Origin of the sequence: Inconstantimicrobium porci (assembly GCF_009696465.1) — a bacterium.
GTDB classification, from domain to species: Bacteria; Bacillota; Clostridia; order Clostridiales; family Clostridiaceae; genus Inconstantimicrobium; species Inconstantimicrobium porci.
Genome location: NZ_VULX01000001.1, coordinates 391,531 through 410,419, shown reverse-complemented (window position 1 = coordinate 410,419; position 18,889 = coordinate 391,531). Strand labels below are relative to the sequence as shown.

Annotated in this window: 18 protein-coding genes and 1 other annotated feature; all 18 genes read left to right on the top strand. The window is 31.3% G+C overall.

Annotated elements, in window-relative coordinates; translation table 11 throughout:
• Nucleotides 1–47 precede the first annotated feature (47 nt).
• The 18 genes from FYJ33_RS02085 (at nucleotide 48) to udk (ending at nucleotide 18,771) form a co-directional block, all read left to right on the top strand.
• Nucleotides 48–1,559 carry an ABC transporter substrate-binding protein gene (locus FYJ33_RS02085; RefSeq protein WP_154530102.1) on the top strand — a complete coding sequence of 504 codons (1,512 nt, stop codon included), beginning with the start codon at nucleotides 48–50 and terminating at the stop codon, nucleotides 1,557–1,559.
• Nucleotides 1,560–1,608: 49 nt separating this feature from the next.
• Entirely contained in the window at nucleotides 1,609–2,550 is a 942-nt protein-coding gene (locus FYJ33_RS02080) for an ABC transporter permease (protein WP_154530101.1), read from the top strand.
• A gap of 11 nt (nucleotides 2,551–2,561) precedes the next feature.
• Nucleotides 2,562–3,374, top strand: coding sequence for an ABC transporter permease (locus FYJ33_RS02075; RefSeq protein WP_154530100.1), 813 nt, complete (start codon nucleotides 2,562–2,564; stop codon nucleotides 3,372–3,374).
• 3 nt (nucleotides 3,375–3,377) lie between these two features.
• Nucleotides 3,378–4,361 (top strand): ABC transporter ATP-binding protein, encoded by a 984-nt coding sequence (locus FYJ33_RS02070; protein WP_154530099.1) that lies wholly within the window; start codon nucleotides 3,378–3,380, stop codon nucleotides 4,359–4,361.
• Nucleotides 4,354–5,127: an ABC transporter ATP-binding protein gene (locus tag FYJ33_RS02065; protein WP_154530098.1), complete on the top strand. Its 774-nt coding sequence runs from the start codon at nucleotides 4,354–4,356 to the stop codon at nucleotides 5,125–5,127. Before FYJ33_RS02070 ends, FYJ33_RS02065 begins: the two co-directional genes overlap by 8 nt.
• Nucleotides 5,128–5,233: 106 nt before the next feature.
• Nucleotides 5,234–5,734 carry a PRC-barrel domain-containing protein gene (locus tag FYJ33_RS02060; RefSeq protein ID WP_206046588.1) on the top strand — a complete coding sequence of 167 codons (501 nt, stop codon included), beginning with the start codon at nucleotides 5,234–5,236 and terminating at the stop codon, nucleotides 5,732–5,734.
• Complete coding sequence (locus tag FYJ33_RS02055; protein ID WP_154530096.1) at nucleotides 5,718–6,740, top strand: AI-2E family transporter; 1,023 nt, start codon at nucleotides 5,718–5,720, stop codon at nucleotides 6,738–6,740. Before FYJ33_RS02060 ends, FYJ33_RS02055 begins: the two co-directional genes overlap by 17 nt.
• Before the next feature lie 49 nt (nucleotides 6,741–6,789).
• Nucleotides 6,790–6,959: a binding site (T-box leader), on the top strand.
• A 50-nt stretch (nucleotides 6,960–7,009) separates the two neighbouring features.
• On the top strand, nucleotides 7,010–9,649 hold the full coding sequence (gene alaS, locus FYJ33_RS02050; protein ID WP_154530095.1) for an alanine--tRNA ligase: 2,640 nt from the start codon (nucleotides 7,010–7,012) through the stop codon (nucleotides 9,647–9,649).
• Nucleotides 9,650–9,772: 123 nt separating this feature from the next.
• Nucleotides 9,773–10,033, top strand: coding sequence for an IreB family regulatory phosphoprotein (locus FYJ33_RS02045; RefSeq protein ID WP_154530094.1), 261 nt, complete (start codon nucleotides 9,773–9,775; stop codon nucleotides 10,031–10,033).
• 41 nt (nucleotides 10,034–10,074) lie between these two features.
• Nucleotides 10,075–10,497, top strand: a complete 423-nt coding sequence (gene ruvX / locus FYJ33_RS02040) for a Holliday junction resolvase RuvX (RefSeq protein ID WP_154530093.1) — start codon at nucleotides 10,075–10,077, stop codon at nucleotides 10,495–10,497.
• Between the two features lie 18 nt (nucleotides 10,498–10,515).
• A complete protein-coding gene (locus tag FYJ33_RS02035) occupies nucleotides 10,516–10,779 on the top strand; it encodes a DUF1292 domain-containing protein (RefSeq protein ID WP_154530092.1) in 264 nt (87 codons plus the stop codon).
• Nucleotides 10,780–10,796: 17 nt separating this feature from the next.
• Nucleotides 10,797–11,252, top strand: a complete 456-nt coding sequence (locus FYJ33_RS02030; RefSeq protein ID WP_154530091.1) for a Fur family transcriptional regulator — start codon at nucleotides 10,797–10,799, stop codon at nucleotides 11,250–11,252.
• Between the two features lie 211 nt (nucleotides 11,253–11,463).
• A complete protein-coding gene (locus FYJ33_RS02025; RefSeq protein WP_154530156.1) occupies nucleotides 11,464–13,221 on the top strand; it encodes a ribonuclease J in 1,758 nt (585 codons plus the stop codon).
• Nucleotides 13,222–13,354: 133 nt separating this feature from the next.
• The gene (typA, locus tag FYJ33_RS02020; RefSeq protein WP_154530090.1) at nucleotides 13,355–15,175 is read left to right on the top strand and encodes a translational GTPase TypA; all 1,821 of its coding nucleotides are present in this window, start codon (nucleotides 13,355–13,357) and stop codon (nucleotides 15,173–15,175) included.
• A gap of 62 nt (nucleotides 15,176–15,237) precedes the next feature.
• Nucleotides 15,238–16,254, top strand: a complete 1,017-nt coding sequence (gene mltG / locus FYJ33_RS02015) for an endolytic transglycosylase MltG (RefSeq protein ID WP_154530089.1) — start codon at nucleotides 15,238–15,240, stop codon at nucleotides 16,252–16,254.
• Between the two features lie 17 nt (nucleotides 16,255–16,271).
• Nucleotides 16,272–16,916, top strand: coding sequence for an O-methyltransferase (locus FYJ33_RS02010; RefSeq protein ID WP_154530088.1), 645 nt, complete (start codon nucleotides 16,272–16,274; stop codon nucleotides 16,914–16,916).
• 5 nt (nucleotides 16,917–16,921) lie between these two features.
• The gene (locus FYJ33_RS02005; protein WP_328598637.1) at nucleotides 16,922–18,151 is read left to right on the top strand and encodes a peptidase U32 family protein; all 1,230 of its coding nucleotides are present in this window, start codon (nucleotides 16,922–16,924) and stop codon (nucleotides 18,149–18,151) included.
• Complete coding sequence (gene udk, locus FYJ33_RS02000; protein WP_154530087.1) at nucleotides 18,151–18,771, top strand: uridine kinase; 621 nt, start codon at nucleotides 18,151–18,153, stop codon at nucleotides 18,769–18,771. Before FYJ33_RS02005 ends, udk begins: the two co-directional genes overlap by 1 nt.
• The last annotated feature ends 118 nt before the right edge of the window (nucleotides 18,772–18,889 follow it).

Below are 18,889 nucleotides of genomic sequence, written 5' to 3'. Positions count from 1 at the left end.
ACAATAAAATAATTATAATTTATAGTTGGTTTAAGGAGATTTTATCGATGTTGAAGAAGAAATATAAAAAGAAATTTATTGAAAAAACAGTCGCTTTGCTTGTACCTATTTTGTTTTTGTTTTCAGGTTGTAGTAGTACTTCACAGAATACAGCTAGTAAAAGTAATAATAAAGTAATTATTTATGGAATTCAGACAGAACCTAACAGCTTAAATCCATATAAAGCATCAACTGCTGATGGTAGAAAGATTTTATTTAATGTATTTGAAGGGCTAGTCAAGGTGGACAAGGATGGTAGTTTCAAGAATGCAGTTTCAGAAAGTCATACTGTATCTGATGATGGAACTACATATTCTTTCAATATAAGGAAAAACGTGAAATTTCATGACGGAAAAAAGGTAACTGCAGAGGATGTTAAATATTCACTTGATACAGCAATATCAAATAAAGTTAAGGGCTTTGATATAGTCAAAAATGTAAACGTAAAAGATGAGAATGTTGTAGAAATAAATTTAAAAAGAGCAGATGCTAATTTTATTGCTTATCTGACTACAGCAATAGTTCCAAAGGATTATAATAATCAGGCTAAAAAGCCTATTGGAACAGGTCCTTATAAGTTCAAGTCATTTACACCACAGGAATCACTTGTACTTGAAAAAAATAATGATTACTGGCAGAGTGATGGAGCTAAACTTCAGAAGGTTACGTTTAAGCTTGAATCAGATACTAATGCATTATTATTAGACTTGCAGTCTGGAAGTGTAGATGCTGCAAGTGTTGATAATTCAACAGTATCACAGCTTGATAAATCGCAGTTTAATATTTATGAAGAACATTCAAATGCTGTACAGCAACTTAACTTAAATAATAAATTTAAGCCTTTTGATAATGTTAAAGTACGTCAGGCTATAAGCTATGCAGTAGATAAAAATGAAATAATAAAGACTGTAAATTCCGGTAAGGGAACTGCGGTAGGAACTCCTATAATACCAGGTCTTAAGAAATACTATGATGACAGTCTTGCTTACAAATATAAGAAGGATGTAAATAAAGCAAAATCTCTTTTGAAAGAAGCAGGATACAAGAATGGTTTTTCATTTACAATAACTGTACCTTCAAATTATAAGGTGCATGTCGATACTGCACAGGTCGTTGTTAGTCAGCTTAAAAATATAGGTATCAAAGCAGCTATAAAACAGGTTGATTGGCCTACATGGCTTAGCGATGTATATACAAATAAAAATTATGAAGCTACAATTGTGTCATTTGATAGTTCAGTATTAGCACCTAATGGATTCTTAGGAAGATATGTAACAGGAGCATCAAATAACTTCTTGAATTACAGTAATGAAAAATTTGATTCAGTTTATCAAAAGGCTACAATAGATCTCGATGAAAAAAATAGAGTCAAATTATATAAGGATGCTCAGAAAATTTTAGCTGAAGATGCAGCTAGTGTATATATTCAAGATATTTCCAATATAACAGTAATGAAAAAACAATATAGCGGTTTTACATCATATCCAATGTACGTTTTTGATGCTGCTGCTATTAAATAATCTTAGGTAATATATGTGTATCAGAGTATTAGAAAGGTAGATTTTTCGCATGAAATATTTAATTAGAAAAATACTTACTCTTATTACAACACTCTTTGTGGTTTCACTTCTTTGTTTTGGTGCTTTTAGTGTTGTTCCGGGTGATCCGGCATCTTTGATTCTTGGAACGGAAGCTTCTCCTGAAAGAATTGCAGTATTAAGAGAACAACTTGGATTAAATAAACCACTTTTTTCTCAGTATAAGGATTGGGTAGTAAATCTATTCTCTGGAAATTGTGGACAATCCATAAAATATAATATGCCTGTTAAAAACATTATAAGGGGTAGGCTACCTGTGACATTAATATTGTCACTAATGGTAATTATCATAATTATTCTAGTAGCAATCCCAATTGGAGTATATGTAGCAAAGAAAAAAGATTCACTGGCAGGAAAATTTGTTAATGCAATAACTATGATAAACCTTTCAGTGCCTAACTTTTTTCTTGGTATTATGTTTATTTGGTTTTTTGGTATGCTTCTAAAGTTTTTTACTCCAGGTGGATATATTAGTTATGCTGACAATTTTCTTAATTTTTTAAAGTTTATGCTTTTTCCAGCAATAGCTATTGCTATTCCTCATATTGCCACTGTGGTGAAGTTTTTGAAATCATCTATTTTGAACGAAATGAAAAAAGAATACGTGAGAACTGCATACAGCAAAGGAAATACAAAAAATAGTGTATTATATTCACATGTATTAAAAAATTCTTTAATTTCAGTAGTAACAGTGCTTGGTATGATAATAGCAGAAATATTTTCTGGAAGTATAATCATGGAACAAGTATATGGAATTCCTGGAATAGGAAGGCTGCTTATTTCTTCAATAACAGCGCGAGATTTTCCAGTTGTAGAAACACTGGTTATTTATATTGCGTTTGTAGTTGTAATAATAAATACTATTGTGGATATTGTTCTTCAATTTATTAATCCACAAGTCAGTATTAAATAGAGGTATAGATTATGAAAAAAGAGTCTAATTTTCAACTGAAATTTGGGAAGGTTATAATAGCTGTAATTTTATTGATAATAATTATAAGTGTTTTTTATGTTCCATATGATATTAATCTTATTAATGGAGATGAAAAATTACTTTCTCCAAGTATTCGTCATATACTGGGAACTGATAATTTAGGAAGGGATGTATTTAGCAGAGTTATTGCAGGAACAAGATTTACTTTTATAGTATCAGTTTTAACTGTCTTATTTAGCAGTGTTATAGGTACTGTACTCGGTATGTTTTCAGGTTATTCTCATTACATAGTAGATGAAATAATAATGAGAATAATTGATGCAATCAGTTCATTCCCTGGTATTTTGCTTGCACTTGTACTTGTGTCTGTAATGAATAAACAAAAGTATACAATAATATTAGCACTCAGCGTTATATTTATACCTAGTTTTACAAGAATATCACGAAATGAGACATTAAAATGCAGAAATGAAGAATATATAAGAAGTGCGCAGGTTTTCGGGGCATCAAAATTAAGAATATTATTTGTTCATATGTTGCCCAATATTATGACATCACTGATGCCCTCTATAGTTATTGGATTATCTAAATCTATACTTGCTGAATCGAGTATGAGTTATCTGGGGCTTGGTATACAGCCTCCATATCCAAGCTGGGGAAGGATGCTGTTTGAGTCGCAGCCATATTTATTTAATGCTCCCTGGTGCGCATTATCACCAGGACTGATGATTATGATAACTGTTATTGGTTTTAATTATATTGGAGACGGATTATCTCAAAAATATGTATATAATATGGAGTAAAAAATGAGTGAGAATTTATTGTGTGTTCAAAATCTGACTTTAAGTATTGAAAATGATGAGAACAGCTATAATGTTGTTAATGATGTCAGTTTTAAAATAAATAAAGGCGAAATAGTCGGGCTGGTTGGTGAATCGGGATGTGGTAAAAGTACTACTGCATTGGCTGTTGCTGATCTTCTACCTGAGCATGTGAAAATAGTTAATGGCAGTATTAGATTTAAAGATAAAAATATTCTAAGTCTTTCTGATGATGATGCAAGAAAAATTAAAGGAAAAGAAATTTCAATGATTTTTCAGCAGCCACTTACTGCATTAAATCCAACTGTTAAAATTGGAAGGCAGATATCAGAAACGCTGAAACTTCATTGTGATAAAAATAAAAAAGAAATTAAAGAAATAACAATTTCGTTGATGAGAAAAGTAGGACTGAAATCACCGGAAAAAGTATACAACCTTTATCCCTTTGAATTATCTGGAGGTATGAGACAGAGAGTAATGATTGCAATGGCTGTTATCTGCCATCCAAATCTAATTATTGCAGATGAGCCTACTACAGCACTTGATTTGTCTATACAAAAACAGGTGATTAAAATGCTTAAAGATTTCAGAAATGAATACAATATGTCTATATTGTTTATATCTCATGATTTATCAATAATTAAGAATATATGTGACAGGATAATGGTAATGTATTGTGGTGAAATTGTTGAATGTGGTAGAAGTGATGAAATATTTAATAACCCTATGCATGAGTATACAAAAGCATTGATAAGTTGTATACCTACTTTTGAAAATAGAGGAAAGCATTTGTGCGGTTTAAAGGGAAATGTTCCACATAGATATGATAATACTACTAAATGTGTTTTTGCATCAAGATGCCAGTGCGCAGGCGATATTTGTAAGAGTAACTCACCCAATATAATAAGTGTAAGCGAAAGCCACTATTACAGATGTTTGAAAAAAGGTGGAGATTCTAAAAATGAGTAAATCAAATTTGCTTTTAAGTGTTAGAAATGTTTCAAATTTTTATAAAGAAAGAAGTAAGGGCATTTTTTCTAAAGGTGGAAAAACTAGGGTTTTAGATGATGTTTCATTTGAAGTTTGTAAAGGTGAGGTATTTGGCATTGTTGGTGAAAGTGGATGCGGTAAGTCAACGCTTTCAAAAGCTATACTGAATCTAATAAACTTTACCGGAGAAATAACTATTGATGGTATATCAGTTAGAGATAAGAAGAAGGATATACGAAAAGATATTCAGATAATTTTTCAAGACCCTAAAAGTGCTCTTAATCCAATGAAGAGAATCGGATGGATAATGGAAGAACCATTGAGGGTTCATAAAATAGGAAATGATAATTCAAGAAAAAAAGAAGTGATTGATATGCTTAATCTTGTAGGGCTTGATGAATCATTTTATAATAGGTATCCACATGAACTTAGTGGAGGGCAGCAACAGAGGATATGCATAGGTGCTGCTTTGATGCTTAAACCAAAATTGCTTATTGCTGATGAAGCTATATCTGCTCTTGATGTATCTATAGCAGCCCAGATTATAAATCTGCTTAATGATTTAAATAAGAAGAAAGGAATATCTATTCTTTTTATTTCGCATGATTTAAATGTTGTTACTTATTTTTGTGATAAAATTGCAGTAATGAATAATGGCAGAATTGTAGAAATAAATGATGCAGAAAACATATATAAGAATCCATCACAGCCTTATACAAAAGAATTATTTAGTTTAATGATATAAAAAAAGCGTTATTAAGAACAGTGAAGTTTTTAATAACGTTTTTTCTTTACGTATGTTTTCCCAATATTGGGATAAACTATTAAAAAATAGTGTGGATGTGAAACGTATGTACAGAACTCGAGATTTTATAGACAAAGAAGTATTTCTCATTGGTGGAAAGAAACTTGGTGTTGTAAGTGGAATACTGGTAGATTTAAAGGATAAAAAGGTTAAAAGTTTAATGATAAATCATTTTGGAATATTTAAAAAAAAGTATGTAGCTTATAATGATATTATTTCTATAGGCAGTAAAATAATTGCAGGCAGGATATCAAGTCCGTATGGTATAAATCTAGATAGAATTCTTATGAAAAATGTTTATGATAAGAATGGTATTTTAAGAGGTAATGTCTCTGATGTTCTTATAGGTGAACAGACAATGGAGTTAGAAGGAATTATCTGTTATAGTGGATTGAAAAATAAAATTAAAAGCGGCAATATTCTTATTCCATTCAGCGAGATTATATTGGGAGATGAATATATACTTGATAAGGGGAATGGCCATATAACTTTTAACAGTGTTATTCATAAGGCAGAGGAGGTTATGCTTAATGAAAATTCAAAATAAGAGGCTAAAATCTTTTTTGTGTATAGTAATAGCTGTTTTATCATTTATTACAGTTATATTTTTATTATTTAAGTTTAGAAGTATTTTTAATATTATTATAATTTCTTTTATATGTGCTTATTTTGTAAAGCCATTATATAGAAAAATGACGAGTTTTAAAAAAATTAATAAAAGGATAGCTGCTATTATAATTATTTTGATAATTTCAGTTTTCTTTATACTTACAATATATTTTACAATAAATACGTTGTATAAAGAGTGGAGCAATATAGGCAGCGTTTTAGACGATGCAGATAAGATGCTAGATATGATTAAAATGAAGTTAGGCATAAATAATGAATTTATAGATACAGCCATTAATAATCTTCAGGAGCAGATTAATTATAGTGTTTCTAGAATAGTTAGAGTGGATTTTGAAAAATATATTGAAATTGGTGAAAATATTCTTGGAATAGCTATTATACCACTGCTTATGTATTATTTTCTTATTGATGGAAATAACATATTTGCAAGAATTTTAAATTTATTTAGACCTGAATACAGACAGCTTATTAATAAAATATCTTTCAATATAGATTGTATTTTAGAAAAATATATTTTTAGTCAGTTTATGCTTAGCATGATAGTATCTATTTTAACTTTTTTAGTGCTTTTTATTATAGGGGTTCCTCTTCCTATGCTTCTTGGTGCTTTAAATGGGCTCTTTAACCTGGTGCCTTATTTTGGACCCGTAATAGGAGCTATTCCAGCAATTGTTGTTGCATTGATTAAATCAAAAAGTGCAGCATTATGGACTGCTATATGTATATTTATAATCCAACAGATAGAAGGTAATATATTATCACCACTAATTACAGCTTACAGTGTGAAAATTCATCCGATTACTGTTATTATTCTTTTGCTTATTGGAGAAAAGATTGGCGGTATTGCAGGAATGATACTGGCTGTTCCTCTTGGTGTAGTGGTAAAACAGATTTTAGATGATATCAATTACTATCTTTACTAAATACCTTGACGAAAAAAATCATTTGGAATATAATTTTATCATAAATTAAATATTAACGGTGAATAGAATGAGTAGACAAGAAATAGTCTTTGCAGAGAGGAAGTGTACGGTGCAAACTTCTAAGATTATCTTGTTGAAGCTATCTATGAGTTATGTTTTTAAGCGATGTAGTAAAATACATAATTAGGGTGGTACCGCGGAAGTTATTTCGTCCCTTATCTTTTGATAAGGACGATTTTTTTTGTTAAAAATTATATGGAGGAAAAGATATGAATTACATGAAAACAAGTGAAATTAGAGAAAGCTATTTAAGTTTCTTTGAAAGTAAAGGACATTTAAGAATGAAGTCATTCTCTTTAGTTCCAAAGAACGATAAAAGTTTACTGCTTATTAATGCAGGTATGGCACCATTAAAACCTTACTTTACAGGAGTTGAAGAACCTCCTAGAAGGAGAGTTACGACATGCCAGAAGTGTATTAGAACTGGTGACATTGAAAATGTAGGAAAGACATCAAGACATGGTACGTTCTTTGAAATGCTTGGCAACTTTTCGTTTGGAGATTACTTTAAGAATGAAGTTATTCCATGGGCATGGGAATATATAACTGAAGTTCTTAAGCTTCCTAAGGATAAGCTTTTTGTAACTATATATCTTGATGATGATGAAGCATATGATATATGGACATCAAAGACAGATATAAAACCAAGCCAGATTTTTAGATTAGGAAAAGAAGATAACTTCTGGGAACATGGTTCAGGTCCTTGTGGTCCTTGTACAGAAATTCATTATAATAAAGCAGGGGTAAAAGTTAATAATGTTGATGAATTTGTTATAGCGTCAGACAATGATGAAATAATAGAATTCTGGAACCTTGTATTTACTCAGTTTGATGGTGATGGTGAAGGGAACTATGAAAGATTAGCAAATCCAAACATAGATACAGGTATGGGTCTTGAAAGAATGGCTACTATCATGCAGAATGTTGATAATATATTCGAAATTGATATAGTAAGAAATATCTTAGATGGTATCTGCAAGATTGTTGGTAAAGAATATGGAAAGAACGATAAAGATGATGTTTCATTAAGAATTATCACAGATCACGTCAAGAGTGTTTCTATGATGCTTTGTGATGGTATACAGCCTTCAAATGAAGGAAGAGGATATGTTCTTAGAAGACTTTTAAGAAGAGCCGCAAGACATGGTAGAGTTCTTGGTATGAAGGATGAATTTTTATATAAAGTTGTAGATCTTGTTGTAGAAAGCTATAAAGAAGGATATCCAGAATTAGTTGAAAAAGCTGATTATATCAGAAAGATGATTACAATAGAAGAAAAAAAATTCAATGAAACTATTGATACTGGTATGGATATACTTAAAGACTATATGGATAAAGCAGTTTCAGAAGGAAAAACTATATTGGATGGAAAAGATGCGTTTAAGCTTTATGATACCTATGGATTCCCTCTTGAGCTTACTGAAGAAATAGTTGAAGAAAAAGGCTTAAAGGTCGATATGGAACAATTTAACAAAGCGATGCAGGAGCAGAGAGAAAGAGCTAGAGGAGCAAGAGAAAAGACTTCATATATGGGTGCTGATGAAGTGCCAATGAATAAAGTTGATGCATCATTAAGTACTGTATTTGACGGCTATGATAAAACTGAACTTACAAGTATAGTTACAGTAATGGCAACAGATGAAGATTTCACAAAAACTTTAACTGCAGGACAAAGTGGTTATGTATTTACAGAAGTTACACCATTCTATGCTGAAATGGGTGGCCAGGTTGGAGATACTGGTATGATTATAACTGATAACTGCAAAGCAAAGGTTACTAATTGCAAGAAAAATGTAGGCGGAAAGATTACTCATTTTGTTACTGTTACAGAAGGAACATTAAATGAAGGAGAATCAGTAAAACTTATCGTAGATGAAAAGAGAAGAAAAGACATATGTAAAAACCATACAGCAACTCATATGGTTCAGGAAGCACTAAGAGAAGTATTAGGCGAACATGTTCATCAGTCTGGGTCTTATGTTGATGAAAATGGTATGAGATTTGACTTTACACATTTCTCTGCACTTACTGAAGAAGAAATCAAGAGGGTGGAAGAAATAGTGAATTCAAATATAATGGATGTATATAATGTTGAAACAAAGGTAATGAATATAGAAGAAGCTAAAAAGACTGGCGCTATGGCATTATTTGATGATAAATATTCTGATGACGTCAGAGTTGTATGTGTTGGAGATTATTCTAAAGAACTTTGTGGTGGAACACATGTTAAGAACTCTGGAGAAATAGGATTATTTAAGATTATTTCTGAGAGCGGTGTTGCTGCAGGTGTTAGAAGAATCGAAGCATTAACTGGTTTCGGAGCTATGAATTTTGTAAATAGCAAAGAAAAAGAATTAAAGTCTATATCTTCATCTTTAAGATGTGCTGATGGGGATATCGTTAAAAAAATTGAACAACAGCTTAATGAATTAAAAATGAAAGATAAGGAAATACTTGAATTAAAGAACAAAATTGCTTCTGGTAGTGAAAATGATATATTAAACAACATTAAAGAAGTAGAAGGTATAAAAGTACTTGCAGCAAGAGTTGATGATGTGGATGGAAATGCATTAAGAGATTTATGTGATAAACTTAGAAATAAGATTGGAAGTGGTGTGGTTGTACTTGGAGGTGCAGCACACGGAAAAGTATCTTTTGTTTCTATGGCAACAAAAGATATTTTATCAAAGGGAATCCACTGTGGTAAAATTATCAAAGATGTAGCAGCTATCACAGGCGGCGGCGGTGGTGGAAGACCGGATATGGCACAAGCTGGTGGAAAAGATATTGCTAAGCTTGATGAAGCAGTTTCAAAAGTGGATGAAATAGTAAAAAAATTAATCAAATAGTATACAAAATATAAAATATAATGTATAATAAAAGAAATGATTATCAATTAGGAACAACTTACTATCGAGATAGAAAAAATAATAGCAAGTTCAGAAGCTTCTAATTTAGGGGGTGAAGTTATTATGAATAACGATAATATGCAAAATACAATGCAATTTGATTTTCCAAAAGATAAAAAGGATTTGACAAAGACAATTCTTACGGAGGTTTATAACTCTCTAAAAGAAAAAGGCTATAATCCGGTTAATCAACTTGTAGGCTATTTAATTTCAGGAGACCCTACTTATATCACTAACTATAATGGAGCAAGGGCTTTAGTGAGAAAATTAGAGCGTGATGAAATTTTAGAAGAGGTCATAAAATTTTATTTAGAAATAAAGTAAAGAGTGTCCTTTGACACTCTTTTTTCTTAAGGAGTGAACAAATGAGAATCTTAGGGTTAGATGTTGGAAGTAAAACTATTGGAGTAGCTATTAGTGACCCTTTAGGCTGGACTGCACAGGGAATTACTACAATAAAAAGACAAAGCTTTACTAAAGATGTTGAAGCTATTAAAAAAATATATGATGAATATGGTGTAGATAAAATAGTAGTAGGTTTACCTAAGAATATGAATGGAACTATAGGTGAAACTGGCGAAATGGTTCAAGACCTTTGTCAAAGAATTAAAAATGAGTTTTCACCTGAAATAGTATTATGGGATGAAAGACTTACTACAGTCGCAGCTGAAAGAGCAATGTTGGAAGCAGATCTTTCAAGGAAAAAAAGAAAAAAGATTGTTGATAAGATAGCAGCAACTTATATTTTACAAGGATATCTTGATAGAATATCAAATGAAAAAAATTAATGGATAAGGAGAACTAATATGAATAACGATATTGATACAATTATGCTTTATGATGAAAATGGCACTGAAACAGAATTTAAGGTGGTTGTCAAATTCGATATTGAAGAAGATGAATACGTAATAGTATCACCTATGGATGCACAAGATGATGAGCTAGCTATTGCACTTAAGATTGTTAAAGAAGAAGATGGTAGCGAAGCATTTCAGACTGTAGAAGATGAAAATGAGTTCGAAATGGTTGCAGAGGCTTATAATACATTGTTTTCAGAAGACGTTTATTAGGTGAGGTGTTGTTATATATGGCAACAATAAGTTTAAAAGATATACAAAAACTTAAAGATGATTTAAAAGAAAAAGGATATAAGTTTACTCCTCAGAGAAGATCAATAGTTGATACAATCATAGCTAGTGAGGGAAAACACCTTACTGCAGAAGAAATATATGATGAAGTTAAGAAAATATGTCCTGAAATTGGCCTTGCTACAGTATATAGGACTATTTTGTTACTTGAACAGATGGGTATAATATATAAACTGGATTTAAATGATGGATGCAGTAGATATGAACTTGCTCATCAAGATGAGGTGCATAGGCACCATCATCTTGTTTGTAGTAAATGTGGTAAAGTTATTGAAGTTGAAGACGATTTGCTGGAAGAATTAGAGAAGGATATACAGAAAAAATATAATTTTAAAATAAAGGATCATAGTGTAAAATTTTTTGGGCTATGTAGTGAGTGTAGAGATGATAAATAATACAAGTATAGAAGAAAATAATACAAAAAAGTTAGAGAATAAAAAATATATTCACAAAAGAAAAAACAATACTGTTAGAAAAACTGTAACATCAGATAATGTAATTGAATACAAACTTGATGATAAAGTGGAAAAGATTAGAAAAAAAGAACTGAAAAAAATAAATACAAAAGTATTGGATGAAGATACTAAAGTTGAAGAGGCAGAGGGGATGCCTGTAGTAGTCGAAAAAAAAGCTGTTATAAAGGCTAATACTGAAAAAAATGTAAAGCATAAAAGTCAGACAAGAAGAAAGTCGGCTACAAAAAGAGAAAAGCAGAAGATAAAAATAATACCTCTTGGCGGTCTAAATGAAATTGGTAAGAACATGACTGTTATAGAGTATAAGAATGAAATAGTAATAATAGACTGTGGATTAAAGTTCCCAGAAGAAGACATGTTTGGTATAGACATTGTAATACCTGATATTTCTTACTTGATAAAAAATAGAGATAAAATTAAAGGAATATTCTTGACTCATGGTCATGAAGATCATATTGGTGCATTACCTTATTTCTTAAAGCAAATTAATGTGCCTGTCTATGGAACAAAATTAACATTGGGAATTGTAGAAACTAAGCTTAAAGAACATAATCTTTTAAGTGTAGTAGAGTTGAAAAAGATACAGCCAAAAGACACAATTAAGCTTGATACTATGTCTGTTGAGTTCATTAAAACAACTCATAGTATAGCTGATGCGTGTGCAATTGCTGTACATACTCCTTTAGGAATAATTCTTCATACAGGAGATTTTAAAGTTGATTATACTCCTATAGATGGGGATATCATGGATTTACCAAGGTTTGCTGAATTGGGGCGAAAAGGTGTTATAATGATGCTTGCTGATAGTACAAATGTTGAAAGAACTGGATATACTCTATCAGAAAGAAGTGTTGGACAGAATCTTTACAATTTGTTTGGAAAAGCTAAAGGTAGGATACTTGTTGCAACATTTGCTTCAAATATTCATAGAATTCAACAGATAGTTGAAGCTGCTGAAAAGTATGGAAGAAGAGTGGCTGTATCAGGAAGAAGTATGGAGAATATAGTTCAGGTTGGTATTGAACTAGGATATCTTAAAGTAGAGAAGAATACTATTATTAGTATTGATGATATAAACAAATATCCAAATGATAAAGTAGTTGTAATTACAACTGGAAGTCAGGGCGAACCTATGTCAGCATTAGCTAGAATGGCTTCAGGTGAGCATAAGAAAGTTACTATAGTTCCAGGAGATACAATAATTATTTCTGCAAATCCAATACCAGGAAACGAAAAACTTGTTTCTAAGATAATTAATTTACTATTTAAAAAGGGTGCAGATGTAGTTTATGGACCATCAGAAGGAATACATGTTTCAGGTCATGCGTGTCAAGAAGAACTAAAGTTAATGCAGATACTTGTTAAGCCTAAATTCTTTATGCCAGTTCATGGCGAGTACAGACATTTAAAACAGCATGCAGAACTTGCTCAAACTGTAGGAATGCCTAAAGACAATATAGTTATTGGAGACAACGGTGATGTTATTGAAGTAACTAGAGATAGTATAAAGAAGAGCGGTACTGTAATATCAGGTCAGGTATTTGTTGATGGACTTGGAGTAGGTGATGTTGGTAACATTGTATTAAGAGATAGAAAACATTTATCTCAGGATGGTATTCTGACTGTAGTTGCAACTATTGAAAAAGAGTCAGGTACAATAATTGCAGGACCAGATATAATATCTAGAGGATTTGTTTATGTAAGGGAATCTGAAGCTCTGATGGAAGATGCAAAAGATATTGTTAAAGATGTATTCCAAGAATGTGAAGCTAAGAATATAAGTGATTGGGCTACATTGAAATCTGAAATAAGAGAAAAACTCAGAGCATTTTTATATGAAAAAACTAAGAGAAAGCCAATGATTTTACCTATTATAATGGAAATTTAAAATATTGTTTCCTATTGTAATAATTTATAAAATAAATTGACTTTTACTTAAACTAATATTAGAATTGATAATAGCAAATTGGATACTGTTTTGTATCCAATTTTGTTTGTAAAAAATAAATGGAGGAATTAAAATGGAACTTATTACTAGAGATGATATAAGAAATGTAGCCATAATTGCCCACGTTGACCATGGTAAGACTACTTTAGTTGATGCTTTATTAAAACAAAGTCATGTGTTTAGAGCAAATGAACAAGTTAATGAGAGAGTAATGGACTCTAATGATCTTGAAAAAGAGAGAGGAATTACAATTCTTTCTAAAAATACAGCAGTATACCATGAAGGGGTAAAGATTAATATTATAGATACTCCAGGACATGCTGATTTCGGTGGCGAAGTTGAGCGTGTACTTAAGATGGTTGACAGCGTTCTTCTTGTAGTTGATTCGTATGAAGGACCAATGCCTCAGACTAAATTCGTTTTAAGAAAATCTTTGGAATTAGGATTAAATCCTATAGTTGTTATAAATAAGATTGATAAGCCAAACGCTAGACCAGAAGAAGTTATAGATGAAGTATTTGAATTATTCATGGAACTTGGAGCTAATGATAATCAGCTTGATTTCCCAATAGTTTACGCTTCAGCTAGAGATGGTATAGCTAAATATGAAGTGGATGATGATAGTACAACTATGGAACCACTATTTAAGACTATTATAAAACATGTTCCTGCACCAACAGGATATATTGACGAGCCGCTTCAAATGCTTGTAACAAGCCTAGAAAGCAGTGAATATGTTGGTAAGATAGTTGTTGGTAAGATTGTAAGAGGTAAAGTGACTAAGAACCAGAATGTTGCGCTTGTAGGACCTGATGGACTTAAGAAAAATTATAAGATATCAAATGTTTATACATACAATGGTTTAAAGAAAGAAGAAGCTCAAGAAGCATCACTAGGAGATATCGTTGCAGTTAGTGGAGTAGTTGATGCTAATATTGGTGAAACAATTGCAGATGCTAGCTGTCCAGAAGCATTACCGTTTGTTAATATAGACGAGCCTACATTAAGTATGAATTTCCTTGTTAATGATTCACCATTCGCTGGAAAAGAAGGAGATTTCGTTACTTCAAGACATCTTAGAGATAGACTTATGTCAGAACTTGAAACTAATGTAAGTTTAAAAGTAGATGAACTTTCACCAGACTGCTTTAAGGTAAGTGGTAGAGGGGAATTACATTTATCAATTCTTATTGAAACAATGAGAAGAGAAGGATATGAATTCCAGGTTACAAGACCTACTGTTATTTTACATGAAATAGATGGTAAGAAAATGGAGCCAGTTGAATTCTTAACTATTGACGTACCTGAAGAATTTATGGGACCTGTGATGGAAAAACTTGGACCTAGGAAGGCAGAAATGGTAAATATGACATCTGCAGTTAATGGGTATACTAGATTAGAGTTCAAGATTCCTGCAAGAGGTCTTATTGGATTTAGAAATGAGTTTTTAACAGATACAAAAGGTAATGGTATCATGAGCCATGTATTTGACAGTTATCAGCCATACATGGGAGAAATTCCGGGCAGAACAAGAGGATCAATTATAGCTTTTGAGCCTGGTACTTCAATTGGATATGGATTATTTAATGCTCAGGATAGAGGTACATTATTCATAGGACCTGGAGTCGATGTATACGCTGGTATGGTTGTTGGAGAATGTTCAAGAGCTGAAGATATTGATGTTAATGTATGTAAAAAGAAACATTTATCAAATACGAGATCATCAGGTTCAGATGATGCTTTAAAACTTGTACCACCAGTACAAATGTCACTTGAACAATGTCTTGAATTCATCAATACAGATGAATATGTTGAAGTTACTCCAAAGAGTATAAGAATTAGAAAGGCAATTTTAGATTCAGCAGAAAGAAAGAGAAATTCAAGAAGAAAATAGTATCAAATAAAAGTAAATAGCTTTAAAGAGCTATTTACTTTTATATATAGGAGGAATTGTTTATGAAAAAACTTAAATCCTATGTCTTAATTGCTATTTTAATTTGTGTAGTTATTTCTGCTGCTGTATCATACAATATTTATAACAAGACTATCACTAATCCTTTAGTTAATAGCAGTTCTGATTTGGAAATAAAGGTTACAGATGGAGATACTCTTTACAGTGTATTTGAAGAATTGTATAATCAAAAAAAATTAAGAAGCTTAAATTTTACGAAAATTTACATTAAGACTCATAATATTTCTGATAATATAAAAAAAGGAACTTATGAATTTGAAAAAGGTGTTTCTCTTGATGAATTAATTAAAGAGCTTCAGACTGGAGAAACTAACAGAATAAAATTAACTATACCTGAAGGATATACTATAACGGATATTGCTTCAAAGGTAGAAAAGAGTGGGCTTGCTACAAAAGATGATTTCCTTAAAGCTGTTAAGAACTATTCTCCTCCAGGATATGTCAAAGAGGATCCTAAGAAAAGATACAATCTGGAAGGTTATTTGTTCCCAGATACATATTATTTTAGTAAGAAAACTGATAGTAATACAATTATAAAAACTATGATAGATAGAACTGAAGAAGTATTCAAACAAATTTCTAAAAAAACTGGGGATAATATTAATGAAGCAAATTATGAAGACATATTAACCAAAGCATCAGTTATTGAGAAGGAAGCTAGAAGTGATAAAGATAGATATCTTATTTCATCAGTAATTGATAATAGAATAAACAAGAAAATGAAATTACAAATTGACGCTACCGTAATATATGCATATGGATATCATAAGGAAAAGCTGTATAATAAGGATTTGATTATTGATTCTCCATATAATACCTACAAGTATACAGGATTTCCAATTGGTCCTATATGTAATCCAGGCATGGAATCAATAATCGCATCTTTAAAGCCAGAAAAGACTGATTATATTTATTATGTATGGACTGGTAAAGGTAAAGATCATTTCTTTACAAATGATTATAAACAGTTTTTATCAGAAAAACGTAAAGCTAATTTGTAGTCATGGAGGATTAATTTATGGGCGGAGTTACTTTAGACTTTATTGAAAAGTATATCAGGGATCTGATACCTGAAAATGATGATAAATTACTTGAGCTTAGAAAATATGCAGAAGAAAATAATGTACCTATAGTACAGAAAGAAACTGCAAGATTTTTAGAAGTAATGTTAGGTATTATAAGACCTAATAGAATACTTGAACTTGGGACAGCTATAGGTTATTCAGCGATGCTTATGTATAATAATGCAGGTACTGATCCTATAGTTACAACTATTGAACGTTCTGAGGAAATGATTTCTATTGCTAAAGGCAACATTACAAAGTACAATTTAGAAGATAGAATTAATATAAAAGAAGGCGACTGCCTTGATATTATAAAAGAACTAGACGGAAAATATGACGTGATTTTCCTTGATGCTGCTAAAGGACATTATAATCAACTTCTTGAACAATGTTTAAGACTTCTTAATGATGACGGCGTGATTATTGCAGACAATGTTTTATTTAGAGGAATGGTAGCATCTGATGATCTAGTAAAAAGAAGAAAAATTACAATTGTTAAAAGAATGAGAACATATTTAGATATGGTTTCATCTGATGATAGATTGATAACAACAGTAATTCCTATGGGAGATGGAATAGCTGTTACTAGAAGGAGGTAACTATCGTGAGAAAACCTGAAATATTAGCACCAGCTGGTAGTTTAGAAAAGCTAAAGGTTGCTATAGATTTTGGAGCAGATGCAGTATATCTTGGTGGAAGCAGACTTAATTTAAGAGCTTTCGCGGATAATTTTACGAATGAACAAATTAAAGAAGGCGTTGAATATGCCCATGAAAGAGGAAGAAAAGTTTATGTTACAATGAATGTATTCCCTCATAACGCAGATCTTGAAGGACTTGAAAAGTATTTAACAGAATTACAATCATTAAATGTTGACGCATTAATTGTATCTGATCCATCAATAATTGTTACAGCTAAAGAAATAATTCCTGATATGGAATTACATTTAAGTACGCAAGCTAACAATGTTAACTGGAAATCTGCAAAGTTCTGGCATAGCATGGGAGTTAAGAGAATAGTACTTGCTAGAGAGCTTACTCTTAATGAAATAAAGAAAATAAGAGCTGAATTACCTGAAGACTGTGACCTTGAAGCATTTGTCCATGGTTCAATGTGTATGGCATATTCAGGAAGATGCTTATTGTCTAACTACATGACTGGGAGAGATTCAAATAGAGGAGCATGCTCACAGGCCTGCAGGTATAAGTACAATCTTGTTGAAGAGAAGAGACCTGGTGAATACTTCCCAATCGTAGAAGATGAACATGGAACATATATTATGAATTCAAAGGATTTGTGCATGATAAAACATATTCCTGAGGTTGTTGAGAGCGGTATATACTCTTTAAAGATAGAAGGAAGAATGAAAAGCGCTTATTATGTGGCAGCTGTTGTCAAGTCATATAGACATGCATTAGATAAGTACTGGGAAGATCCAGAACATTACGAATTTAATGAAGATTGGATGAATAATCTTTTAAAGGTAAGCCATAGAGATTACAGTACTGGTTTTTATTTCGGAGAAAATAATAGACAGATATATGATACATCTTCGTATATAAGAGATTATGATATAGTAGGCGTTGTAAGAGAATTTGATAACGAAACTATGACTGCTACGGTTGAACAGAGAAACAGAGTGTTTGAAAATGATTATGTAGAAGTGCTTAGACCAGAAGGTAATAGTTTTGGATTTAAGATGATGGATATGCACGATCATAATGATAATAAGATTGATGTAGCAAATAGGGCTCAAATGATATTTAAGATAAAATCTGATGTAGTTCTTAAGAGTAATGATATGCTTATAAAGGCTAGAAAGGAGAACAACTAATGAAAAAACCAATTTTGATCGGGATAACAGGTGGTACTGGATCAGGAAAGAGTACAATAGCAAAAGAAATATGCGATAGATTTGATGAAGACTGTATCGCAATGATTGAGCAGGACTCTTATTACAAGTGTCAGAGCAATCTTTCAATGGAGGAAAGATGTAAAACTAATTATGATCATCCTGATGCTTTTGATAATGATTTACTAATAAGTCATCTTGAAGCTTTAATTAATGGTAAGATTATTAATAAGCCAATATATGATTTCGAAGCTCATGACAGGAAAGATGAAACTATAAAGGTTGAACCTAGAGATATAATAATCGTAGAAGGTATACTTGTTCTTGAAGATGCCAGAATAAGAAATATGCTTGATATTAAAATATATGTTGATACAGACGCTGATGTAAGAATAGTAAGAAGATTACTAAGAGATATTGAAGAAAGAGGAAGAACAGTTAAGTCAGTAATAAATCAATACTTAAATGTTGTTCGTCCAATGCATTTACAGTTTACAGAACCTACAAAAAGATATGCAGATATTATAATACCTGAAGGTGGAGAAAATAAAGTAGCTATTGATGTATTAACAGCTAATATAAAACAAATATTACAGCAATAGAGTATAGATACACCTCTTTTTGGATATAATCCCCAAAAGAGGTGTGTTTTTGTGTTTAAACGTAATAATTATAAAAGATATAAAATTTTATTTTTTGTTCTATGTGTTTTGTTTTTAT